At 63.3% G+C, this 23,397-nt stretch carries 22 protein-coding genes; 6 read left to right on the forward strand and 16 right to left on the reverse strand.

Annotation, left to right across the window (positions count from 1 at the left end):
- The first annotated feature begins 3 nt into the window (after window positions 1–3).
- Window positions 4–516 (forward strand): DUF3515 family protein, encoded by a 513-nt coding sequence (locus ACSU1G_RS02650; protein WP_439278337.1) that lies wholly within the window; start codon window positions 4–6, stop codon window positions 514–516.
- Between the two features lie 8 nt (window positions 517–524).
- Here ACSU1G_RS02650 and ACSU1G_RS02655 read toward each other — a convergent pair whose 3' ends face one another.
- The 7 genes from ACSU1G_RS02655 to ACSU1G_RS02685 form a co-directional block, all read right to left on the reverse strand.
- Window positions 525–1,613: a D-alanine--D-alanine ligase family protein gene (locus tag ACSU1G_RS02655; RefSeq protein ID WP_439278338.1), complete on the reverse strand. Its 1,089-nt coding sequence runs from the start codon at window positions 1,611–1,613 to the stop codon at window positions 525–527.
- Window positions 1,519–2,652 carry an NAD(P)H-dependent glycerol-3-phosphate dehydrogenase gene (locus tag ACSU1G_RS02660; RefSeq protein WP_439278339.1) on the reverse strand — a complete coding sequence of 378 codons (1,134 nt, stop codon included), beginning with the start codon at window positions 2,650–2,652 and terminating at the stop codon, window positions 1,519–1,521. Before ACSU1G_RS02660 ends, ACSU1G_RS02655 begins: the two co-directional genes overlap by 95 nt.
- Window positions 2,642–3,397 carry a lysophospholipid acyltransferase family protein gene (locus ACSU1G_RS02665; RefSeq protein WP_439278340.1) on the reverse strand — a complete coding sequence of 252 codons (756 nt, stop codon included), beginning with the start codon at window positions 3,395–3,397 and terminating at the stop codon, window positions 2,642–2,644. Before ACSU1G_RS02665 ends, ACSU1G_RS02660 begins: the two co-directional genes overlap by 11 nt.
- Before the next feature lie 5 nt (window positions 3,398–3,402).
- Window positions 3,403–4,770, reverse strand: a complete 1,368-nt coding sequence (murA, locus tag ACSU1G_RS02670; RefSeq protein ID WP_439278341.1) for a UDP-N-acetylglucosamine 1-carboxyvinyltransferase — start codon at window positions 4,768–4,770, stop codon at window positions 3,403–3,405.
- Window positions 4,771–4,849: 79 nt separating this feature from the next.
- A complete protein-coding gene (leuD, locus tag ACSU1G_RS02675; protein WP_439278342.1) occupies window positions 4,850–5,446 on the reverse strand; it encodes a 3-isopropylmalate dehydratase small subunit in 597 nt (198 codons plus the stop codon).
- A gap of 2 nt (window positions 5,447–5,448) precedes the next feature.
- Window positions 5,449–6,909, reverse strand: a complete 1,461-nt coding sequence (leuC, locus tag ACSU1G_RS02680) for a 3-isopropylmalate dehydratase large subunit (protein ID WP_439278343.1) — start codon at window positions 6,907–6,909, stop codon at window positions 5,449–5,451.
- 154 nt (window positions 6,910–7,063) lie between these two features.
- Complete coding sequence (locus tag ACSU1G_RS02685; protein ID WP_439278344.1) at window positions 7,064–8,080, reverse strand: TerC family protein; 1,017 nt, start codon at window positions 8,078–8,080, stop codon at window positions 7,064–7,066.
- A gap of 222 nt (window positions 8,081–8,302) precedes the next feature.
- On the opposite strand from ACSU1G_RS02685, the gene ACSU1G_RS02690 reads away from it, so the two are divergent.
- From ACSU1G_RS02690 to ACSU1G_RS02705, 4 genes are read left to right on the forward strand one after another with little or no spacing between them, the layout of a single operon-like run.
- On the forward strand, window positions 8,303–8,860 hold the full coding sequence (locus ACSU1G_RS02690; protein WP_439278345.1) for an RNA polymerase sigma factor: 558 nt from the start codon (window positions 8,303–8,305) through the stop codon (window positions 8,858–8,860).
- The gene (locus ACSU1G_RS02695; protein WP_439278346.1) at window positions 8,857–9,951 is read left to right on the forward strand and encodes a DUF4349 domain-containing protein; all 1,095 of its coding nucleotides are present in this window, start codon (window positions 8,857–8,859) and stop codon (window positions 9,949–9,951) included. The genes ACSU1G_RS02690 and ACSU1G_RS02695 overlap by 4 nt, the downstream gene beginning before the upstream one ends.
- A 59-nt stretch (window positions 9,952–10,010) precedes the next feature.
- Entirely contained in the window at window positions 10,011–10,559 is a 549-nt protein-coding gene (locus tag ACSU1G_RS02700) for an ArsR/SmtB family transcription factor (protein WP_439278347.1), read from the forward strand.
- Entirely contained in the window at window positions 10,556–11,788 is a 1,233-nt protein-coding gene (locus tag ACSU1G_RS02705; protein ID WP_439278348.1) for an MFS transporter, read from the forward strand. Before ACSU1G_RS02700 ends, ACSU1G_RS02705 begins: the two co-directional genes overlap by 4 nt.
- Window positions 11,789–11,809: 21 nt before the next feature.
- Here the strand turns inward: ACSU1G_RS02705 and ACSU1G_RS02710 are convergent, their stop codons facing one another.
- The 9 genes from ACSU1G_RS02710 to ACSU1G_RS02750 form a co-directional block, all read right to left on the reverse strand.
- A complete protein-coding gene (locus tag ACSU1G_RS02710) occupies window positions 11,810–13,303 on the reverse strand; it encodes a CoA-acylating methylmalonate-semialdehyde dehydrogenase (protein WP_439278349.1) in 1,494 nt (497 codons plus the stop codon).
- Between the two features lie 40 nt (window positions 13,304–13,343).
- A complete protein-coding gene (locus tag ACSU1G_RS02715; RefSeq protein WP_439278350.1) occupies window positions 13,344–14,678 on the reverse strand; it encodes an aspartate aminotransferase family protein in 1,335 nt (444 codons plus the stop codon).
- 63 nt (window positions 14,679–14,741) lie between these two features.
- Window positions 14,742–15,890 (reverse strand): ABC transporter substrate-binding protein, encoded by a 1,149-nt coding sequence (locus ACSU1G_RS02720; protein ID WP_439278351.1) that lies wholly within the window; start codon window positions 15,888–15,890, stop codon window positions 14,742–14,744.
- A gap of 76 nt (window positions 15,891–15,966) precedes the next feature.
- Complete coding sequence (locus ACSU1G_RS02725; protein WP_439278352.1) at window positions 15,967–16,734, reverse strand: ABC transporter permease; 768 nt, start codon at window positions 16,732–16,734, stop codon at window positions 15,967–15,969.
- On the reverse strand, window positions 16,731–17,567 hold the full coding sequence (locus tag ACSU1G_RS02730; protein ID WP_439278353.1) for an ABC transporter ATP-binding protein: 837 nt from the start codon (window positions 17,565–17,567) through the stop codon (window positions 16,731–16,733). Before ACSU1G_RS02730 ends, ACSU1G_RS02725 begins: the two co-directional genes overlap by 4 nt.
- Window positions 17,564–18,487: an ABC transporter permease gene (locus ACSU1G_RS02735; protein ID WP_439278354.1), complete on the reverse strand. Its 924-nt coding sequence runs from the start codon at window positions 18,485–18,487 to the stop codon at window positions 17,564–17,566. The genes ACSU1G_RS02730 and ACSU1G_RS02735 overlap by 4 nt, the downstream gene beginning before the upstream one ends.
- 13 nt (window positions 18,488–18,500) lie before the next feature.
- On the reverse strand, window positions 18,501–19,517 hold the full coding sequence (locus tag ACSU1G_RS02740) for a TIGR03842 family LLM class F420-dependent oxidoreductase (RefSeq protein ID WP_439278355.1): 1,017 nt from the start codon (window positions 19,515–19,517) through the stop codon (window positions 18,501–18,503).
- A gap of 28 nt (window positions 19,518–19,545) precedes the next feature.
- Window positions 19,546–20,967 (reverse strand): dihydropyrimidinase, encoded by a 1,422-nt coding sequence (hydA, locus tag ACSU1G_RS02745; protein WP_439278685.1) that lies wholly within the window; start codon window positions 20,965–20,967, stop codon window positions 19,546–19,548.
- 5 nt (window positions 20,968–20,972) lie between these two features.
- A complete protein-coding gene (locus tag ACSU1G_RS02750; RefSeq protein WP_439278356.1) occupies window positions 20,973–21,821 on the reverse strand; it encodes a nitrilase-related carbon-nitrogen hydrolase in 849 nt (282 codons plus the stop codon).
- 194 nt (window positions 21,822–22,015) lie between these two features.
- On the opposite strand from ACSU1G_RS02750, the gene ACSU1G_RS02755 reads away from it, so the two are divergent.
- Window positions 22,016–23,386, forward strand: coding sequence for a PLP-dependent aminotransferase family protein (locus ACSU1G_RS02755; RefSeq protein ID WP_439278357.1), 1,371 nt, complete (start codon window positions 22,016–22,018; stop codon window positions 23,384–23,386).
- Window positions 23,387–23,397: the final 11 nt, after the last annotated feature.

Below are 23,397 nucleotides of genomic sequence, written 5' to 3' on the forward strand. Positions count from 1 at the left end.
ATCATGTCTCGTCGCGTTGCCACAGTCGCCGCTATTCTGCTCGGCACGGCTCTGCTCAGCGGATGCTCGACCACCGTGCATCTTGAGCCGGCCGCCGATGCAAACAACCCGCTGTGCGCCGAGGTGTCGGTGGGGCTGAACAACGCAGGCAGCGTGGCTGACATGGACCGACGATGGACCGATGCCCAGGCCACCGCTGCCTGGGGTGTGCCGGGTGAGGACTCCGCGATTCTGCTGCGCTGCGGGGTCACGGTGCCCGCTCCCACAAGCGAACTGCAGTGCGTGACCCTGGAGGGCGTCGACTGGCTCGTCGATGCATCCGAGACGCCGTTCCTGCGTCTGACGACCTACGGACGCGACCCGGCCGTGCAGTTAGGCATCGACACCGGCGTGGTCAGCTCGAATGATGTGATCAGCTCGCGCGCTCTCGTCGGCGCGATCACCGCGATCCCCGCCGACGGTAAGTGCACAGCTCCTGATGAGCTCGACGAGGATGCGCAAATTCTTCTGGAGTGAGCGTTCGCTCAGCGGCCGAGCCCAATCTCGACCAGCTCGGTGATCAGGTCGCTGTAACTCATCCCCGACGCGATCCAGCACTTCGGGAACATCGAAATCGGTGTGAAGCCCGGCATCGTATTGAGTTCGTTGACGATGAGATCGCCGCCAGGGGTGACGAAGAAGTCAACACGTGCGAGCCCCTTGGCGTCGACGGCTTCGAACGCACGAAGCGCCGTCTCACGCAGCCGCGCGATGAGTTCGTTGTCGACCTCTGCCGGGCAGACGATCTCGACACCGTCGCCGCCGAGGTACTTGCCCTCGAAGTCATAGAAGCTGCGTGAGGTGAGCACGACCTCGCCCGGCAGCGAGGCACGCGCCGGTGCCCCATCACGCCCGGCAAGCACACCGACCTCGATCTCGCGGCCGTCGATTTTCGACTCGACGAGGACCTTCACATCCTCTGCGAAGGCGATACGCATCGCTTCTTCCAGGCCTTCGCCGTCGACGACGCGTGACACACCGACGCTCGATCCAGCACTGGCAGGCTTGACGAATACCACCGAACCCAGCGATGCGATCTGAGCGCGAACACCGGCGGGATCTGACTCCCACTGACGGCGGCGGATCGTGACACCTGGCGCGACGGCGATACCGGCAGCAGACAGTGCCAGCTTTGTGAAGTGTTTGTCGAGACAGATAGCCGAATCGAGAATGCCGCATCCGGCATAGGGAACCTCGAGGACATCGAAGAAACCCTGGATCGCGCCGTCCTCACCGTGCAGCCCGTGCAGCAGCGGCAGCACGATGTCGATCTCACCGTATTCGGTCACTGATCCATCGGATTGAGCCACCCGCAACGTGCGATCGCCGTCAGGCTGTGGCCAGAGTACGCGCGTGCCGTTGTCGACGACCTCGGGCAGTCTCGCGGCATCCAGTGCGAACTTCGCCGGGTTGTCTTCTTCCAAGACGAAGGCACCCGTACGGGTGATCCCCACGGGGATCACCTCATAGCGATCGCGATCAATTGCCCGCAGCACTCCGCCCGCCGTTGCGGAACTGATGGAATGTTCGCTGGAACGCCCTCCGAAGAGCACCACCACCGTCTGCTTGTCCATGATTGGTTCTCTCCTCCTGAGGAGTGTCGTCTGCTGTCGTCAGGTGTGGTGCGATGTCGCGTGGGTTCATCTTCCCGTCGAGCACCATCTTCACCTGCTCAACGATGGGCATGTACACATCGGATTCGTGCGCAAGTTTGAGAATCGGAGCGACGGATGCCAGACCCTCAGCGGTCTGATTCATCTGCTTCACGACGTCCTGGTAGCTGTACCCCTGACCAAGAAGGCGTCCCGCCGTGTTGTTTCGGCTGAGCGGAGACTGGCAGGTGGCGATCAAGTCACCGAGACCGGCAAGTCCCTGCAACGTCTCGCGCTGCGCCCCGTTGGCAACCGCGAAGTCGGTCATCTCGACCAGACCCCTCGTGATGATCGACGCCTTGGTGTTCTCGCCGTAGCCGACACCATCGACGATGCCGATGGCCACGGCGATGAGGTTCTTGAGAACTCCGCCGAACTCGGTGCCGATCACATCGGTGTTCACAAAAGTGCGGAAGTAGGAGTTGCGGGCGGCTCGCGCGACGATCTCCGCGGTCTCCTGGCTGAGCGAGGCGATCACTGCGGCAGTCGGCTGCTCCCGTGCGATCTCCAGCGCCAGGTTCGGGCCCGATGCCACAGCGATGCGCATCGGGTCGCAGGCGATCTCCTGCTCGATGACCTGGCTCATCCGCAGACCAGTGGAGCGCTCCACGCCCTTCATGAGGCTGATGAGTGGCGCCTCGCTGTCGGCGAGCAGCGGGCGCAGCGCTTTGAGGTTCTCCCGCAGCGACTGGCTGGGCACCGACAGGTAAATCTGTTCGGCGCCTTCGACAGCGGTTGAGAGTTCGTGTGTGGCGGTGATCGATCGCGGGAGGTTGATGCCTGGCAGATACTTGGAGTTGCGTTTACCTTCCGCGATCTCCAGCGCCTGCTCTGGGCGACGCGCCCACATGGTCACCTGTGCCCCGCCGTCAGCGAGGATCTTGCCGAAGGTGGTTCCCCAACTGCCCGCACCGATGACGGTGACACGGGGTCCGCCCGACACGGGAATCTTACGAGTCAAGGCGCCCGGTCTCCTTCTGTCCGTGATCGTTGGGGTTCCAGCGCGTCGCGGGAGCCTTCTCGCCGCGCAGGCCCTCGAGCAATTCGGTGATCGCGCTCATCGTCCGATGCGTTGCCTCGGTCAGCGCCGCAGATTCACCGGCACGTGCCCTCAGATCATCCAGGTTGACGGGGTCGCCGATGACAATCTGCACGCGCTTGCGCGGCGGCCACAGGCTCAGACCCTTCTGGTATCGACCCATGATCTTTTGCGTCCCCCACTGCGCCATCGGGATCAGCGGAATGTCACCAGAGAAGGCCAGGCGCACGGCACCGGACTTCCCACGCATCGGCCACAATTCCGGATCCCTCGTCAGTGTTCCTTCGGGATAGACGATGACGCCGCGGTTGTTCTCCACGAGCGCTCGCGACTGCGCAATGGTCTGCTTAGCGGCGGCCGCTGACGTCGCACGCGCCACCGGCACCATCCCGGTCTTCTTCAAGAGCCAGCCGAGGACCGGAATACGAAACAGACTCTCCTTGGCCATGAACCGCGGGGCTCGCCCGAGTCGCCATACGGCCACCGCGACGATCAGAGGATCGAGCTCCGAGTAGTGGTTCGGCGCCAAAACAAAGGCACCGTTCGCCGGAAGTTTCTCTTTTCCCTGAATTTCGATCTTTGCGAGGAAGCCGACCACCGGCACCACGAGCACCGCGAGCGGCCAGAACAGTGTCGGGCGGGTCTTCTCAGATGAGCGGGAGCCCATCTGGCTCACCGAACGACGTCGAAGTCGGCGCCGAGAGAATCCAGCTTGGCGAGGAAGTTCTCGTACCCACGGCTGAGGATGTCGACGCCGGAGACCTGCGACTCGCCCTGTGCGGTGAGAGCCGCGATGACGTGGCTGTAGCCGCCGCGAAGGTCAGGAACCACGATGTCCGCTCCATGCAACGGTGTCGGGCCGGTGATGACCGCAGCCTGCTCGAGTTCGCGGCGCGGCACGCGTCGCGGTCCGTCCTGCAGTCCGTGCGGGTGAACGACGATGTCGGCGCCCATCTTCACGAGCGCCTGCGTGAAGCCCATCCGGTTCTCGTACACGGTCTCGTGCACGATGGAACGGCCGTGCGCCTGGGTAAGCGCAACCACCAGCGGCTGCTGCCAGTCGGTCATGAAGCCGGGGTGCACGTCGGTCTCCACTACGACAGGACGGATCTCACCATCGCGTCGGAATAGGATGCCGTCTTCCTGAATGTCGAACCAGCCGCCGGCCTTACGGAAAACGTTGAGGAAGGTCAGCATCTCTGGCTGCTTCGCACCGCCGACGAAGATCTCTCCGTCGGTGGCAAGTGCCGCAGACGCCCATGACGCTGCCTCATTGCGATCGAAGATCGAACGGTGATCGTAACCGCGCAGCTTCTCCACGCCCTCGATGAGGATGACGCGGTTGGGCTCGTAGGAGATGATCGCGCCCATCTTCTGCAGCAAGGCGATGAGATCCATGATCTCCGGCTCGATGGCCGCGTTGCGCAACTCCGTGATGCCCTCTGCCCGCACAGCGGTCAGCAATACCTGCTCTGTGGCACCGACGCTCGGGTACGGGAGGTGAATGTTCGCACCGTGCAGTCGTCCGCCCTGTGTCGAAAGACGGATGCCGCTGGGCAGCTTCTCCACGACGGCGCCGAACTTGCGGAGTGCATCGAGGTGGAAGTCGATCGGACGGTCGCCGATGCGGCATCCGCCGAGGTCGGGGATGAACGCCTGACCCAACCGGTGCAGGAGCGGGCCGCAGAAAAGGATCGGGATGCGAGATGCGCCGGCGTGTGCGTCGATCTCTTCAATGTGTGCCGACTCGACGTCGCTGGGATCGAGGTGCAGTGAGCCAGGTTCGTCACCCTCGCTCACGCGCACGCCGTGAACCTCGAGCAGAGAACGCACCACGGCAACATCACTGAGCTTCGGAACATCGCGCAGGATGCTCGCGTCTTCACCGAGGAGAGCAGCAACCATCGCTTTGGTAGCGAGGTTCTTCGCACCGGTCACATCCACACGGCCGCGCAGCGCTCGGCCGCCTCGAATCGCCAGTACATCTCCGGTCAAAGCAGCAGCTCCATTCTGAAGTTCAGCGCGCACGGTTGTCGTCATTCGATGGGCCTCACTTCAAATTCACGGTTGCGGCATCAGCCGCTGGGGCGGTTGCCCCAGGCTCACGGTCTGCTCAGTCTCAGCGGACTGGCAGCGTACGTGGCCGCCACGATTCGCGACGGGCCTCGAACTGCGCGATCTTGTCTTCGTTGCGAAGTGTGAGCCCGATGTCATCGAGCCCTTCGAGGAGCCGCCATCTAGTGTAATCGTCGATGCCGATCTCGGCCTGGAAGTCGCCAATCGTGGCGGTGCGTGCCTCGAGGTCGACCGTGATGGAAGTACCGGGATTGGCGTCGATCTCGGCCCAAATGCGCTCAAGGTCTTCTTCAGAAATAGTCGCAGCAAGCAGTCCCTGCTTGCCCGCATTTCCTCGGAAGATGTCTCCGAAACGAGTGCAGAGCACGACGTGGAAGCCGAAATCGCGCAGCGCCCAGACGGCGTGCTCACGGCTCGACCCGGTGCCGAAATCGGCGCCGGCGACTAGCACTGACGCGCCCTGGAATGGCTCCTGATTGAGCACGAATTCCGGGTCTTGGCGCCAGGAGTAGAAGAGCGCATCCTCAAATCCGGTTTTGGTGACGCGCTTGAGGAACACCGCGGGGATGATCTGGTCGGTGTCAACGTTCGAGCGCTTCATCGGAGCGGCGATACCCGTGTGGGTGGTGAACTTCTCCATGGTCAGGCTCCTACCAGTTCGAGTGCGGCGTCGAGATCGCTCGGGCTGGACAGCGTGCCACGCACTGCTGTGGCAGCTGCGACCAGCGGGGAGACGAGGTGAGTGCGTCCGCCCTTACCCTGACGTCCTTCGAAGTTGCGGTTCGATGTGGAGGCGCAACGCTCGCCCGGTGCCAGTTGATCTGGGTTCATACCCAGACACATCGAGCATCCGGCAAATCGCCACTCGGCGCCGAAGTCTTTGACGACCTGGTCGATGCCTTCAGCCTCGGCTTCCAAGCGCACGCGAGCCGAGCCTGGTACGACCATGACCCGCACGCCTTCGGCCTTTTTCCGACCCTTGATGACCGATGCGAATGCCCGCAGGTCTTCGATACGGCTGTTCGTGCAGGAGCCCATGAATACGGCATCCACTGGTACTTCCTTCAGCGGCGTACCCGGTGTGAGATCCATGTACTCCAGCGCGCGCTCCGCTGCCGCGCGCTCGTTGGCGTCGGCGATATCGGCGGGGTTGGGTACAGACGCGGAAAGCGAGCTGCCCTGACCGGGGTTGGTGCCCCAGGTCACGAACGGCTCGAGCTCATTCGCATCGAGGAACACCTCGGCATCGAAACTCGCGCCATCGTCAGTGGGGAGCGTCTGCCAGTAAGCGACCGCATCGTCCCAGTCCTGCCCTTCAGGGGCGTGCGCACGACCCTTGAGGTACGCGAAAGTAGTCTCGTCGGGCGCCACCATGCCGGCGCGCGCGCCGGCCTCGATCGACATGTTGCAGATCGTCATGCGTCCCTCCATGGAGAGAGCGCGGATGGCGCTGCCGCGGAATTCGAGCACGTAGCCCTGACCGCCACCGGTTCCGATCTTCGCGATCACGGCGAGGATGATGTCCTTCGCACTGACCCCGGGCTTGAGATCACCATCGACGGTGATTGCCATCGTCTTGAACGGAGTCAACGGCAACGTCTGGGTCGCCATCACGTGCTCGACCTCGCTGGTGCCGATACCGAACGCCATGGCACCGAAAGCGCCGTGGGTGGAGGTGTGCGAATCACCGCACACGACGGTGATGCCCGGCATCGTGAGGCCCAGCTGCGGGCCGACCACGTGAACGATTCCCTGCTCGGCGTCACCAAGTGAGTGGATGCGCACCCCGAACTCTGCGGCGTTGCGACGCAGTGTCTCGATCTGTGTGCGGCTGGTGAGATCGGCGATGGGCTTGTCGATCTCGAGTGTCGGGGTGTTGTGATCCTCAGTGGCAATCGTGAGGTCGACGCGGCGCAGCGGTCGTCCCTCTGATCGCAGACCGTCGAAGGCCTGCGGGCTCGTCACCTCGTGCACCAGGTGCAGGTCGATGTAGATGAGGTCCGGCTCACCGTTTTCGCCCTTGACGACGAGGTGGTCATCCCAGACCTTCTCGGCGAGCGTGCGGGGACTGTTCGAAGAAACAGAAGTGTCAGCTGAGGTCATGTCGATATCTCCAGATGTCGGTGGTTCGGCCACACACTGAACGCCGCGACGAGAAGGCCTAGATCGAGGTCTCGTCGCGGCCGCTAAGAAGAAGAACCACCCGCCGCATGTCGGTCAGTTTACACCGGCGCGGCGGGTGGTCAGCCCATGACGCTCAGTGTGTGGGCGGCCCAGGATGCAGCTGCTCAGGTGCCCGACGTCGATCTCTGGACGATGCGATCAGGCTGGCGATGGTGGCAATACCCATCGCGGCGACGATGACCGTCAGCGACAGCCAGATCGGGATGTCTGGTGCCCATTCGATGCTCTGTCCACCGTTGACGAAGGGCAGCTCGTTCACATGCATTGCGTGCAGGATCAGCTTGACGCCGATGAAGCCGAGGATGACCGCGATGCCGTAGTGCAGGTAGCGCAGGCGATCGAGCAGATCCCCGAGCAGGAAGTAAAGCTGGCGCAGACCCATCAGAGCGAAGATGTTCGCCGTGAACACGAGGAAGGTGTTCTGCGTGATGCTGAAGATCGCGGGGATCGAGTCGATCGCGAACATCAGGTCGGTCACGCCGATAGCCACGAACACGATGATCATCGGGGTCCACATGCGCTTGCCTCCCACGACCGTGCGGAGCTTGCCATCGTCATACTCATCGCTGATGTCGATGCGGCGTCGCAGCAGACGAACGATGAAGTTCTCACGCTTGGCTTCGCCCTCGTGGTCGCCCTCTGGCATGGCCTGGCGGATCGCAGTCCAGATGAGGAAGGCACCGAACAGATAGAAGATCGGCGAGAAGTTCTCGATGATCGCGACGCCCGCGACGATGAAGATACCGCGCAGGACAATTGCGATGAGGATGCCGACCATCAGCACCTGCTGTTGCAGACGCCTCGGGACCGAGAACTGGGCCATGATCAGTACGAATACGAAGAGGTTGTCGATCGACAGGCTGTACTCGAGCGCCCAGCCGGTGAGGAACTCGCCAGCGAACTGACCACCCGCGATGAAATAGAGCAGAACGGCGAAGATCAGAGCGAGCCCGACGTAGAAGGCGACCCAGAGACTGGATTCTTTCGTCGAGGGGATGTGGGGTCGCATACGAACCAGCAATAGGTCGCCGATGAGAATGGCGACCAAGATCGCCAATGCGGTGATCTCAAACCAGACAGGGATATTCAAGGGTGCTCAGCACCTTTCGAGAGGTCGGAAAAAGGGCCGAAAGTCTCTCCCCCGCACAATACGCGCGGCCCGCGTCCGGAGCAACAGTGTTGGTGCTCGTGATGACGAACGCGGAGAAGTGGGATACTCCCTCTCGCTGGATCGATATTACCGGATGAAATTGATCTGAGACGATGGGACATCCTCTGACACTCCAAGATGAGAGACAGTGAAGGGAACTGGATGCCTGAACGATCTGAAGACCAGAATCTGGCGGCGCGCGCAGCGGCAGGCGATGAGAGCGCTTTCCGCGCTCTATACCGCGCGTACGTTCGTCCGGTCTATTGGATCGCGCACGGCATCCTGAACTCGCCCGCGGATGCCGAGGACGTGGTTCAGGAGACGTTCGTCGTCGCCTGGCGCAAACTTCCGGGCCTTGACCTGGTCGGCGAATCAATCCTGCCGTGGCTGGCGACCATCTGCCGCTTCCAAGCGGCGAATCGGTTTCGTGCGCGTCGGCGCGATCAAGCCCACACGACCGATGCGGCAGACGAGATGCTCGCCGACACGGTGAACGTCGAGGACCAGGTGATCACGGCCGCGCTTGCCGACAGGATCGCTGAGGAGATCGGCACGCTGAGCGAGTTGGATCAGGAGATCTTCCGGCTCTGCGCCACCGAAGGGTACGCGTATCAGGCCGCGGCCGAAGAGCTCGCAGTCAGTCATGCTGTGGTTCGCAATCGTCTCTCGCGGGTGCGCACGCAATTGCGAGGCGCTATGGAGGAAGTGAGAGACGCATGAACGATCAGACACCCACAGACACGTTGCCCGAGTTTTCGCAGCAGAGCATCGATCGTATCGAGCACGCAGTGTTCGCAGAGATCGGCCAAGACCGCACAGCGACCGCGACAACAAGCGCATCAGCCCGGCGCAAGAAACGCCGTCGTGGTTGGCTGACGGGTATAGGAGTTGCAGCCGCCTTCGTCACTGGCGTGCTCATCACACCACCGCTGCTGGACATCAGCACGACCGCGGGTTCGGGTCGCGGCGACTCCTCGGTCGCCGATGGTGCGCCGTCCGCGCAGGTCGCCGAGATCACGCAGGAAAGCGCGTTGAGCTCTGCCGAGTCTGCTACCTCCAACGTCGTCACGGACGCCATCACCGGTGCCACTTCCGACAGCATTGCCCGCGAGATCATTGCCAATGCGCAGGCAACGGTTCGGGTCGACGATATCGACACGGCCGTAGATGCGGTGACCGCGATTGCAGAAGAGAAAGGCGGCTATGTCGAGAGCACTGACATCAGCGCCGATCCCCTGAGCTCCGACACGAGCATGCCGGAACAGCCGCGATCGGGATACGGGTGGATCGGCATCCGAGTACCATCCGCAGATCTGACATCCGTGATCGATTCGTTGGGTGGCCTCGGCGATGTGTTGTCGTCGTCGGTCTCTCAGCAGGACGTCACATCGACCGCGATCGATCTGCGAGCCCGCCTGGCGGCCACGCAGGCATCGGTGAACCGGCTCACAGAGCTGATGTCGCAAACAGGCAGCGTCTCCGAGCTCATTGAGGCGGAGGTCGCCCTGACCGATCGCCAGGGACAGCTGGAGTCGTACACGCAGCAGCTGGCATCTCTCGAGGACCAGGTCGCGATGTCGTCGCTGCAGGTCGAACTCACGAAGCAGACTTCGGCAAGCGCACCCGAACCAAATGCTTTCCTCGACGGTTTGCTCGCGGGATGGAACGGGTTCATCGTGTCGCTGAACGCGCTGGTGATCTCTGTCGGGTTCCTCCTCCCCTGGATCGTGATCGCCGGCGCCGTTGTGATCATCGTTTGGCTGATCCGCCGCCGCCACCGCCGGCGCTCTTCACAGCCTGAGATTTCCTGATTTTCCGGGGTATACAAGAAGTCTTGTGTAACTGACCATCCGGATTTAGCGTGGATGGCATGGAAGAGATCGAAGCGATCACCGCTGTCCACCATCCGGTGCGCAGGAGGATCGTCGACTATCTCGGGCTGTACGGCGCGAGCCAGGTCACGACGCTGGCTCGCGCCCTCGATCAGCAGGTAGGCAGTATCAGCCATCATCTGCGGATGCTGGAACGCGCCGGCATCATCGAGCGAGCGGATGATCCGACGGGAGATCGACGTACGAGCTGGTGGCAGCCGACGCGACGCGGCTTCAGCTGGTCGGTCAACGACTTCGCCGACTCACCCGCCGACGCGATGCTCGCCCGCGGTGCGGAACGCGTCAACATCAATACTCAGCTGGCACGGCTGCAGGCTTGGCGCCGTAATGCTGCTCCTGCGAAAGAGTGGAGTCGTGCTGCGTTCAGTACCGACACACTCACCTGGGCGACACCCGAAGAGCTCGCCAGGCTGTCAGAGAAGCTGGGCGAAACGCTGGATCTCTGGCGCGACGAGATCGACGCCTCAGACGGCACCGCGCGCCAACCGGTCTTCGTGTTCACCCACGGATTCCCCACGAAACCATGAGTGCTCTCGAACCCACGCTGCTGCGCGAGCCACCGCGGTTCTCGCGCGACACGGCCGTGCACGCCTGGATCGCCGTCAAGGCGCTCTCGGATGCCGGTGACGCGATCTGGTCGATCGCGCTCGCCTGGACTGCCGTGCAGATCACGTCCCCCGCGCTCGCCGGGCTCATCGTCGCCGCCGGAACGCTTCCCCGCGCCGTCATCCTGTTGTTCGGCGGCGTGCTCGCTGACCGCGCGAATGCCCGCCACGTGATGATGCTGTTCAACGCCCTGCGCGTCGGCGTGCTGATTTTCGTCGCACTGTGGGTACTGGCATCCCCACCGTCGGTGCTGGTACTCATGCTCGCGGCGATCGCATTCGGCGCATGCGACGCATTCTATGAACCGTCGGCCGCCACGATCGGCCGGCAATTGGTGCGCACCTCAGACCTGCCTTCGTACAGCGCCGTGATGCAGACGGCAACCCGGTTGGGCACGATGGGCGGAGCAGCGTTCGGCGGGTTCCTCGTCGCCTACGCGGGGCTCAGCGGAAGCGCGTCGATCAACGCGCTGACGTTCACCTTCGTCATCGCGTTCATCGCAGTCTGGTTGCGCCCGCGATTCGCACTCCCCCGAGCCGAGCGGGAGTCGGCGCTTCGTGGCATCCTGCACGGATTCACTCATATGAAGGATGCCCCGACCACACGCACACTCGTGATCGCGCTTTCAGGGCTGAACCTTGCGGTCGGTCCCGCCGTCGGAATCGGCATCGCCCTGCGCGCATTCGACGAGGGCTGGGGTGCGAGCGCCGTCGGACTCTTCGAAGCTCTGATCGGCTTGGGTGCCGCACTCGGCGCGATCTCCGTCGCGCGATGGCGTCCAAAACACGAAGCACTCGGAGGGTTCTGGGCGCTCGTGGTGCAGGGCGTGGGAATCGTACTGATCGGCGTCGGGCCTGCGTGGCTTGCCGGCGCGGGCTGTTTCGTGGTCGGGCTGACCGCTGGCTTCGCATCCGTACTGCTGGGCGCGACGTTCGCCGCGACAATCGACACCGCATACCTGGGCCGGATGAGCTCGATCACCCGTCTCGGGGACGACGTCCTGATGCCACTCGCAATGGCCGCGTTCGGCGCACTGGCATCCGTCACTGCGACCTGGGTGCCGTTCGTCGTATTCGGCGGGGCGCTCATGGTCATGATGACGTTTCCGCTGCGTAACCAGCAGTTCCGCACCATGACCCTGCGGGCGTGATCCCGATACCCGGACACCTGCTCAATCGTGCTGCGGGAACCCGAGGTTGATCCCGCCGTGGGAGGGATCGAGCCAACGTGAAGTGACGGCCTTCTCACGCGTGAAGAACGCGATTCCCGCCGGACCGTAGGCCTTCGCATCGCCGAAGAGCGAATCCTTCCATCCGCCGAACGAGTGATACGCGACGGGCACAGGGATCGGCACATTGATGCCGACCATACCCACCTGAACCTCGTTCTGGAACCGTCTCGCCGCGCCACCGTCATTGGTGAAGATCGCAGTGCCGTTGCCATAGCGCGAGGCATTGATCAGCTCGAGGCCCTCCTCGTAGCTGTCCACCCGCACAATCGACAGCACCGGCCCGAAGATCTCATCCTGATACACGGCCGAGTCGGTTGATACCCGGTCGAACAGGGTGGGGCCGAGCCAGAATCCGGATGCCTCGCCGTCAACGTCCACTCCACGCCCGTCCACCACCACCGTGGCACCATCGGATGCAGCGATGTCGATGTACGACGCCACCTTGTCGCGGTGTGCCTCGGTGATGAGTGGTCCCATGTCGCACCCGCGCATTCCATCGCCGACCCGGAGCCCTGCCATACGGGCAGTGATGCGTTCGATGAGTTCGTCGGCGACGGGTTCGACCGCGACGATGACGCTGATCGCCATGCACCGTTCACCTGCCGATCCGAAACCGGCATTCACGGCGGCATCCGCGGCCAGGTTCAGGTCGGCATCCGGCAGCACCAGCATGTGGTTCTTCGCACCCCCGAGCGCCTGCACTCGCTTTCCGTGCGCTGCAGCGGTCTCGTAGATGTATTTGGCGATCGGAGTGGATCCGACGAACGAGATCGCCTGGACGGTGGGATGCTCCAACAGTGCGTCGACTGATTCCTTGTCGCCGTGCACGACGTTGAAGACTCCGTCGGGGAGCCCGGCCTCGGTCATGAGCGCCGCCATCCAGTTCGCCGCAGTGGGGTCCTTCTCGCTCGGCTTCAGCACGACCGTGTTCCCGGCGGCGATCGCGATGGGGAAGTACCACAGCGGCACCATGGCCGGAAAGTTGAATGGGCTAATGATGCCGACGACACCGAGCGCCTGCCGGATCGTGTAGACGTCGACGTCGGTGGAGACGTTTTCGCTGTAATCGCCCTTAAGTAGATGCGGCATGCCGAGCGCGAACTCGACCACCTCGAGCCCGCGGGCGATCTCGCCGAGAGCATCCGAGGTGACCTTTCCGTGCTCTGCAGTGAGGATGTCAGCCAGCTCCCCCTTTCGCTGATTGAGCAGCTCACGGAAGGTAAACATGACGCCTTGCCGCTTCGCGAGTGAGGCGTCGCGCCAGGCGGGGAAGGCCGCGGCTGCGGATGCGACGGCGGTGTCGACATCCGCAGTGCTTGCGAGTCGCACCTGCTTGCTGACTTCGCCGCGAGCGGGGTTGTAGACCGGGGACGTGCGGGTCGACGCGCCCTCGCTCTCGACGCCGTTGATCCAGTGGTTGAGGGTCGTGGTCATGATCATTCCTTTGTTGAGAAAACAAGTGAGGTGCGCGGGATCAGGCGAGCAGGCTGAGAACCTCGTCGTATACGGCGACGGCCTCGGCGACCTCGTCATCCGTGACAATGCACGGCGGCACGACGTGGATGCGATTGTCCTGCGTGATGGCGAGCAGTCGGCGCGCGAGCAACTCGGACTTGATCCGCGCCATCTGCTCGGCCGGGAGCGGCTCGCGCGTCTGGCGATCCACCACGAGTTCGAGGGCCCAGAAGACTCCTTCGCCTCGTACCTCTCCGATGATCGGATGCTTCTGCGCGAGCTCGTCCAGCGCCGGCCCGAGCACATCGGTGCCGATGCGTGCGGCATTGTCGACGATGCCCTCGCTCGCCATGGCGTCCTGCGCGGCGATGATGGATGCCATCGCGAGCGGATGTCCGCTGTAGGTGAGCCCACCTGGGAAGACGACATCGTCGAACTCTGCGGCGATGTCGTCAGAGATGATGACCCCGCCGACGGGCACGTAGCCCGAGTTGACGCCCTTGGCGAAGGTGATCAGGTCGGGACGGACGTCGTAGCCGTCGAACGCGAACCAGCGTCCGGTGCGCCCGAATCCCGCCATGACCTCATCGAGGATGAGCACGATGCCGTAGCGGTCGCACAGTTCACGGACACCGGCCAGATAGCCAGGCGGCGGCGGCAGGATCCCGGCGGTGCCTGGCACTGTTTCGAGGAGCACTGCGGCGATCGTGGTGGGCCCCTCGCCCTGAATCAGCCGCTCCAGGTGCCGCAGCGCGCGCGCCGATTCCTCCTCTGGCGTCGTCGCCCAGAATTCGGAGCGATACAGGTAGGGTCCCCAGAAGTGCACGTGTCCGCGCGCGTACTCGTTGGGCATCCGGCGCCAGTCGCCAGTCGCCACGATGGCCGCGCCGGTGTTCCCGTGATACGAGCGGTAGGTCGACAGCACCTTGTCGCGTCCAGTGTGCAGTCGCGCCAGACGGATGGCATTCTCGTTGGCGTCCGCACCACCGTTCGTGAAGAACACCTTCTCGAAGCCTTCAGGCGCGCGCGACACGATGCGCTGGGCTGCTTCGCCACGCGCCAGGTTCGCGGCCGCCGGCGCGACCGTCGTGAGCACCGCGGCCTGCTCGGCGATCGCCGCGGTGACCGCCGGGTGCTGATGCCCGATGTTGAGATTGATCAGCTGACTCGAGAAGTCAAGGTAGGTGGCCCCTTCATCGTCCCAGGCTCGACAGCCGGAACCACCGGTGAGCACGAGCGGTGCGAGGCCAGCCTGGGCCGACCAGGAGTGGAACACATGGGCACGATCGAGCGCGGTCACGCGCTCATTCGACGTGGTGGTGCGGTCATTCACTGCGATCACGCGTCCTTTCATAGGGTGTGGTGTGGCTGAAGTGGTGGTGTGGTCGGACGACTCGCCTCGCCCGACCACAGATGCTCAAGCTCCGCCCTCGAGCAGATCAACTTCGATCGGAGTGAAGCTCTCGCCCTTCACATCGACGCCTTCCTCCTCGAGCTCGGCAAGGGCCTGCTCGATGTACTCGTTCGTCCAGGCGGATGCTGGCGGCTGCTCGGTGATGAGGGTGGCACCGGTCTCGTTGACGGCGCTCAGTGCGCCATCAACCGTCGCGGAGAAAGCCGCTTCATCGATGTGTCCGATGCCGTTCTCGGCGGGCCAGATGAGCTTGTTGGTCTCATTGACCATCCAGAGCTCGTGGCTCAGACCCCAGCCCGATCCGGCGTCGATAATCGCCTGTGCGGACTCCTCGGGGTTCTCAGCGGCGTAGATCCAACCTTTGATGACCGCCTTAAGGAATGCGACGGTCGTCTCCTGGTACTCAGCGTCGCTGTCCAGTCGTTCGGTATCGGCCCAGATCGCGTCCTGCAGCATCGCACCGACCGTGTCTTCATAGCTGATGACAGTGAAGTCCTCCGGCGTGTACTGCTCGCCGGTGTCGGGGTTCACCGTCTCGAGCAGCTGCGCATACTCGTTGTAGGTCATCGCCTGGGCCGCGTCGATATCTCCCGACAGGAACGCGTTCATGTTGAAGTCTTGTGTGATGATCTCCACGGTCGAAGAATCAAGGCCCTCCGCTGCCATCGCGGCGAAGATCTCCCATTCGTTTCCGAACCCCCAGCTGCCGATCTTCTTGCCTTCGAAGTCGGCGACGGAGTCGATTCCGGAGTCGGCCCATGACACCTGCAGCGTTCCCGAGCGCTGGAAGATCTGCGCGATGTTCGTGACGTTCGCGCCGGCCTCGATCGAGCCGAGTACCTTGGGCACCCAGGCGATGGCGTAGTCGACATCGCCGTTGGCCAGAGCATCCTGCGGCACGATGTCGCCACCGCTGGGGATGATCTCGACGTCAAGGCCCGCCTCTTCGAAATAGCCCTGCTCTGCGGCGGCGAAGTACCCGGCGAACTGGCCCTGCGGCAACCATTGCAACTGCAGCTTCACCTCGGTGAGCGACTCACCGTCGGCCCCAGCGCCTTCATCGCTCGGTGTCGATGAGCAAGCCGAGAGGACGAGCGCAGTCGCAATTGTCGCTGCCGCGAAGGTGACGCCGCGACGTGTGCTGTGTTTCATGTCGGTCCCTTTCTGAAGTGCTGATATTGCTGTGATTGCCATCTCGTCCGGCGGACGTGAGGACGTGGGGGTGGATTCAGCCGCGCTTTCTCACTGCGATCCGCTCAGCACCGAGTGTCACGAGGTAGAACACCAGACCAAGCACAATCGAGACGAGAACATATGCCCAGGCTCTCGGGTATGCACTGGATGCTGCGGAGGTCGAGATGAGCCCGCCGAGGCCGCCACGCGGTCCGCCGAAGTACTCGGCGACGAGAGCAGAGATCACGGCAAGAGAAGAAGCGATGCGGATGCCAGTGAACACGAACGGCGTCGCCGTCGGCAGCGTGACGGTGCGCATGACCTGGCCCGGTCGTGCTGCGTACACCGTCATGAGGTCACGGTGCACTGGCAGCGTCTGGCGTAGGCCTCGCAGCGAGTTGATGAAGACAGGCACGAAGGAGGCGAGTCCGGCGATCACCTGGCGGCCGAACTGCGAGTCAGCGCCGAACATCGTATTGAGGACGGGTGCCAATGCCACGATGGGGACGACGGCAAGAGCTGCGACGATCGGCGCGACCATCCAGTCCGTGACACGGGCCGCGGCCGCGAGCAGTGCGACCAGGATGCCGAGGATCGAACCCGCGATGAGCCCGACGAGCGCGTTCGTACCTGTCACGAGACCTGCCGAAAGCATGGATGGCGCGAACTCGACGAACTGGTCGAGAATCGAGGCGGGACTCGGCAGCAGATAGTCGTCAACGCCGCCGAACGTCACGGCGAACTGCCACGCCCCCAATACGAGGAGTCCGACGACAATCGGCGCAATTGTGCGGGCGGCGAGCTCGGCCTGCTGGCTCTTCATCGATTCTCCACGCCGCGGACGGTCACCACGGGTGAGCCGTCGTGCAGTGCTTCTCTGACGGCGGTGATCATGTCGAAGAACTCGTGCTGCTCGCGCAGATCCTCTGACCGGTCGTCGGCCAGTGTCATCGAGAGCACTTGCTGAATGCGTCCAGGACGCGGCGACATCACGACGACCCGATCCGACAGGAACACAGCCTCGGGGATCGAGTGCGTGACGAAGACGACAGCCGCGCCTGTCTCGTCGCAGATCCGCACGAGCTCTGACTGCATCCGTTCCCGCGTCATCTCATCGAGCGCGCCGAACGGCTCGTCCATGAGCAGAAGGCTCGGCTTCTCCGCAAGCGCGCGAGCGATCGCGACGCGCTGCTGCATTCCTCCTGAGAGCTGGTCTGGATAGCGATCGGCGAAGTCGCCGAGGCCGACGAGTTCGATGAGTTCCGTCACCCGTGCTGAGCGCTCGGCCTTTCCCTTGCCGTGCAGGGACAACGGCAGTTCGATGTTCTCCGCGACGGTGCGCCACGGCAGCAGACCTGCCTGTTGGAAGGCGATGCCGTAGTCCTGGGCGATACGGGCGTCCCGCGCGGATTTACCGAAGACGGACACGCTGCCGTTCGTGGGCTGGTCGAGGTCGGCGATCAGGCGCATGAGCGTTGATTTTCCGCACCCGGACGGCCCGATGAGCGAGACGAACTCCCCCGCCGCCACAGTCAGGTCGATCTCGTCGAGGGCCTTCACCTGACCGCTGCGGGTCTCGAAGACCTTGTCGACGCTGGTGATGCGGACCGCATCCGTCACGCTGGTGCCCTTCGCTGCGTGCTCGGTTTTTATCATGCGTTGACCTCGACTCTTGTGTAGCGACCCAGCAACGCACCGAGAATGGCGATCGATCCGGCCGCGACGAGCCCGAGCACGACGGCCCCAAAGATCGGCCCCCATGCCTTGGCAGGATCGCCGCTGGCCTGTCCTGCGTACTGGATGAGAATGCGGCCGATGCCACCCTGGAGGCCGGTCGATACTTCGGCGACGACGGCACCAATGACGGCGTTCGCGGCGCCAAGCCGCAGGGCCGGCAGTAGATATGGGACAGCCGCCGGGAGGCGGAGGTGAAAGAGCGTCGCCCACCACCCTGCGGCATAGCTGTGCATGAGCTCGACATGAATAGTGTCCGGTGATTGCAAGCCCTTGAGCGCGCCGACGGCGATGGGAAAGAACGCGAGATAGGAGGCGATGAGTGCCACAGACATCCAGTCCTGCCACTCGAACGCACCAATCTCGATACGCGATCCCCAGCTTCGTACCACGGGAGCGAAGGCGATGAGCGGAATCGTTTGGCTGAGGACGATCCACGGCAGTAAGCCCCACTCCGCCAGCCGCCAGCGCTGCATGACGAGCGCGAGCGCGACGCCGACAACCAGCCCGACGAGCCAGCCGGCGGCCGCGATGCCCAGGGTCAGAGTCGCCGCGACAACGACCTCGAGCCAGAGCGGACGCGCACCGGCTGCTGCGGTGACGGGTTCGAAGAGCCGGGTGAGCATGTCCCAGATGTGCGGCATCGCCAGGTCGCTCGTTCGAGGAAGCACCCGAACCCCGAACAGCACGAGTCCATCGGGCGGACCGAGTAGCTTGATGAGCTCCCAGATGAGTGCGACGGCGACGATCCCGAGCACTCCTGCTCCCCAGCGCGAGAGTTCGCGTGCTGGTCGGCCTCGGGTCCGGCGCAGCGCCGGTGTCAGGGTACGAACGTCAGTCATTGCCGCGTCTGCCTCATGCCGTCGCCACGATGTGCTCGGAGAGCGCCGGGATGACCGTCTCGCCGTAGACGCGGAGCGTCTCCTCTTTGCTGTCGTGCTGCAGATAGCCGGCGAACTGGTCGACACCGAGTTCGGCGAGCGCCTTGAGCTTCTCCACATGATCGGAGGCCGTGCCCAGCAAGCAGAATCGTTCGACGATCTCGTCCGGCACGAAGTCGGCGTGCGTGTTGCCCGCGCGACCGTGCTCGTTGTAGTCGTATCCTTCCCGACCCTTGATGTAGTCGGTGAGCGCTTTCGGCACGGGCGAGCCCTCGCCGTATTTGGCGACAATGTCCGCGACGTGGTTGCCGACCATCCCGCCGAACCAGCGGCACTGGTCGCGCATATGCGACCAGTCCTCACCGATGTACATCGGAGCTGCGACGCAGAACTTCACCGCCAGCGGATCCCGACCGGCCTTCTCCGCGGCAGCGCGTACCGTCTTGATCATCCACTCGGCCACATCGAGATCGGCCATCTGCAGGATGAACCCGTCACCGACTTCGCCGGCGAGCTTGAGCGCGAGCGGACCATACGCGGCAACCCACATATCGAGTGTTGAGCCCTTACTCCACGGAAATTGCAGAGTGACGCCGTTGTACTCGACTGCCCTGCTGTTCGCGAGTTCGCGGATGACATGTATCGATTCCCGCAGCGTCTTGAGCGTCGTCGGAGCGCCGTTGATCACCCGAACAGCGGAGTCCCCGCGGCCGATGCCGCAGATCGTGCGATTGCCGTACATCTCGTTGAGGGTTGCGTATGTCGATGCGGTGACCGTCCAGTCGCGCGTCGCCGGGTTGGTGACCATCGGACCAACGATGATCTTGTTCGTCTCCGCCAGGATGCGGCTATAAAGCACGTACGGCTCCTGCCACAGCAGATGCGAGTCGAAGGTCCAGACGTGGCTGAATCCGTGCGCCTCGGCGAGCTTCGCCAGCTGCACAGTACGTGCGGACGGCGGGTTGGTCTGGAGTACTGCTCCGAAATCCATGCGAATCCTTCGGGTAAGGGAGTGAAGGTCAGATCAGGTACTGCGAGAGTCCGCGTTTGATGTACCTGCCGTCGCCCTTCGATCCGATGTACTGCTTGTCGTCGACGATGACCCGGCCCCGCGAGAGGACAGTGTCGACGTGGCCGTCGATCTCGAAGCCCTCCCATGCGGAATAGTCCATGTTCATGTGATGGGTTTTGTTCAGCCCGATCGAGGTATGCCCGTTCGGGTCGTAGATCACGACGTCACCATCGGCACCTGGCTGGATCACACCCTTCTTGCCGTACATGCCGAACATGCGCGCAGGAGTCGTTGACGTCAGCTCCACCCAGCGCGGCAGCGAGATCTGCCCGGTCACCACGCCCTGGTACATCAGGTCCATGCGATGCTCGACGGAGCCGATGCCGTTGGGGATCTTGGAGAAATCTCCGATGCCCATCTCCTTCTGATCCTTCATGCAGAACGGACAGTGATCGGTGGAGACCATCTGGATGTCGTTCGTGCGCAGACTCTGCCACATGTGATGCTGGTGGCCCTCATGCTTCGAGCGCAGTGGCGTCGAGCACACCCACTTCGCGCCTTCGAAGCCCTCGGCACCCAGCTGATCCTCCAGCGAGAGATAGAGATACTGCGGGCAGGTCTCGCCGAAGATGTTGAGCCCGCGGTCGCGCGCAGCGGCGATCTGTTCGACGGCCTGCTTCGCGGAGACGTGCACGACGTAGAGGGGTGCGCCGGTGAGATCGGCGATCATGATCGCACGATGCGTGGCTTCCTCCTCGGCCTGCCACGGGCGCGTGACGCCGTGAAAGTACGGCGAGGTGTTTCCTGCTTCGAGAGCCTGCTTGACGAGAACGTCGATCATGGCACCGTTCTCGGCGTGCATCATCATCATCGCGCCGTTGGAGGCCCCGCGTTGAAACGCGCGCAAGATCTGTCCGTCGTCCGAGAGGAACACACCTTTGTACGCCATGAAGAGCTTGAAACTCGTGACACCTTCTTCGATGAGTTCATCCATCGCCGTGAGCGAGCTGTCCTGAACATCCGAGAGGATCTGATGAAAGCCATAGTCGATCGCGCAGTTGCCTGCGGCCTTCTCCTGCCAGGCCTGGTAGCGATCGATCACGTTCTCGTCGGGGTATTGCACAACGAAGTCGACGATGCTCGTCGTACCGCCCCAGGCCGCAGCTCGAGTCCCGGTCTCGAAGGTGTCGCTCGCGAACGTTCCGCCGAAGGGCATCTCCATGTGGGTGTGCGCATCGATGCCGCCCGGGATGACGTACTTGCCGGTCGCATCAATGACGGTGTCCACATTGCGCTCGATATCGAAGCCGAGCAGTGTGGACCCCGGCGCGAGCACGGCGGCGATCGTCTCACCGTCGATAAGCACGTCGGCGATCGATGTTCCCGTGGCGTTGACCACGGTTCCGTTCTTGATGAGTGTCTTCATGATTCTCCCTACGGTGCCGTGATCCGGGTGTAGCTGTCTGGGCGACGATCGCGATAGAACTGCCAGTTGTTGCGCACTTCGCGGATCATGTCCAGGTCAAGGTCGCGGATGACGATCTCTTCGTGCTCGCTGCTGCCGCGCTCTCCGACGAAGTTCCCCTGCGGATTGGCGAACTGGCTGGTGCCGTAGAAGGTGACAGCTTCGTCGCCGTACTCGTTGTCCTCACGCCCGACACGATTGGCGGCCGCAACGAAGTAGCCGTTCGCGGCGGCCGCAGTCGCCTGTTCCAGGTCCCACAGCCGGTTCGAGAGACCCGGCTTGGTCGCATTCGGGTTGAACACAATCTGGGCTCCTCCCAGGCCGAGTTCACGCCATCCCTCGGGGAAGTGCCGGTCGTAGCAGATGTAGACCCCGATGGGTCCGACCGCTGTGTCGAACACCGGATAGCCGAGATTTCCCGGGCGGAAATAGAACTTCTCGTAGAACTTCTCCAGGTGCGGGATGTGGTGTTTGCGGTACTTGCCCAGGATTGTTCCGTCGTTATCCACGACGACTGCGGTGTTGTAGTAGACCCCCGGCTGGTCTTCCTCGTAGATGGGAAGAACCATGACCAGCTTCAGTTCCTTCGCGAGCGCGGCGAATCGCTGCACGATGGGTCCGTCCGCCGGTTCGGCGTAGTCGTAATATTTGATGTCCTCCGTGATGCCGAAGTACGGACCGTAGAAAAGTTCCTGGAAGCAGATGACCTGCGCTCCGTCGGCCGCGGCATCCCGCGCGAATTTCTCGTGTTTGTCGAGCATGGACGGCTTGTCGCCCGTCCATGTCGTCTGTGTAATGGCTGCTCGTACAACGGTCATCGTGACCTCCACGTTCAGCTCGGGACGGCCATTCCAGCCGGCACCGATGCGGTTAAGTCGAATCCCAGACGACGTCGTCCGGTTTTGTTATTCTTAGACCTGAACATTTCTGTTCTGTTACTTCGCGTGACGCAAGTATTAATGATCCTGTCGTGCAAGCAGCTTCCAAGCAAGAGATATGCGAGCTTTGCCCCATGCATCCTTTGATCGATGAGATCGAACAGCGCAACCCCGCGGGCATCGCCGCAGCCCTCGGCCGGTTGGTCACGACGGGACGCCTGGCCCCGGGAGAGCGTCTCCCAACGGTGCGCGAGATTGCCGGAGCACTGGGCGTGAGCCCGGCCACTGTCAGTCATGCGTGGCGAGCGGCGGGCGCCGCAGGCCTGATCGTCTCGCGCGGCCGCGGCGGTACGTTCGTGCTCGGCCCGAGGCACGACTGGCTCCCCGCGCGGAGTCAAGTGATGGCGGGTCGTGACCTACCGACGCGCATCGACCTATCCCGGGGTACCCCCGACCCCGATCTTCTCCCCGCGCTCGGCCCCGCACTCGCACGGGTGTCGGAACGTGCAGTGACCTCCAGCTATCAGGATCTTCCGGTCATCCCGGAACTGCTCGCTGTTCTCGAGAATTCATGGCCGTATCGCGCTGAGTCGCTCACCGTGGTCAACGGTGCCCTCGATGCGATCTCCCGCAGTCTCGAGCAGATCGCTCGTTTCAGCGACAGGATTATCGTGGAGAGTCCCACATTTCCGCCGTTCCTCGACCTCCTCGATCAGCTCGGCCTGGCCGTTGTTCCCGTCGCCGTCGACGCTCACGGGCCCGTGCCCAGCTCCTTCGCGGCCGCTCTCCTTCAGTCGCCGGTCGCCGCCGTACTGCAGCCTCGAGCGCACAACCCGACCGGCGCATCGATGACCGAGGATCGGGCCCGGGAACTCGCCCTACTGCTGCGAGACAGTCCGACGGCGAGCGGAATGATCGTCATCGAAGACGACCATTCGGGTGAGATCAGCCTGGCCGATGACGTCAGCCTGGGCCGATGGATCCCCGATCAGGTGCTGCATGTGCGCAGCTACTCCAAGTCGCACGGTCCCGATCTGCGCATTGCGGCTCTCGGAGGGCCTACGAAGATCATCGACCGGATCGTGGCGCGCCGGATGCTCGGCCCCGGCTGGACGAGCCGCATGCTGCAGACCATCCTCCACGAGCTGCTCGTCGACGAGACCAGCATCGCCCAGGTCGACGCCGCCCGAGCCGAATACGCACGACGCCAGCGCGAGCTGTCCAGCGCCCTCGCCGCTGTCGGCGTCACATCCCCCGCAGCCGACGGCATCAACACCTGGCTGGCGGTCGACGACGAACAAAATGCCATCTTGCAGCTCGCCGCATCCGGCATCCGCGTCGCTGGGGGTACGCCATTCCTGCCGCGCAACGAGTTTCAGCCCGCTCACATCCGTGTCACGGCCGGAGCGATTCGTGAGGATGTCTCCCCAATCGCCGATGCCATCGGGTCGGCGATGAGATCGAGTGCGAACGGCGTGCACACGCTCACCGCGCGCTGGGCGTGACCCGGCACGCT

Source organism: Microbacterium sp. A93, assembly GCF_051842835.1.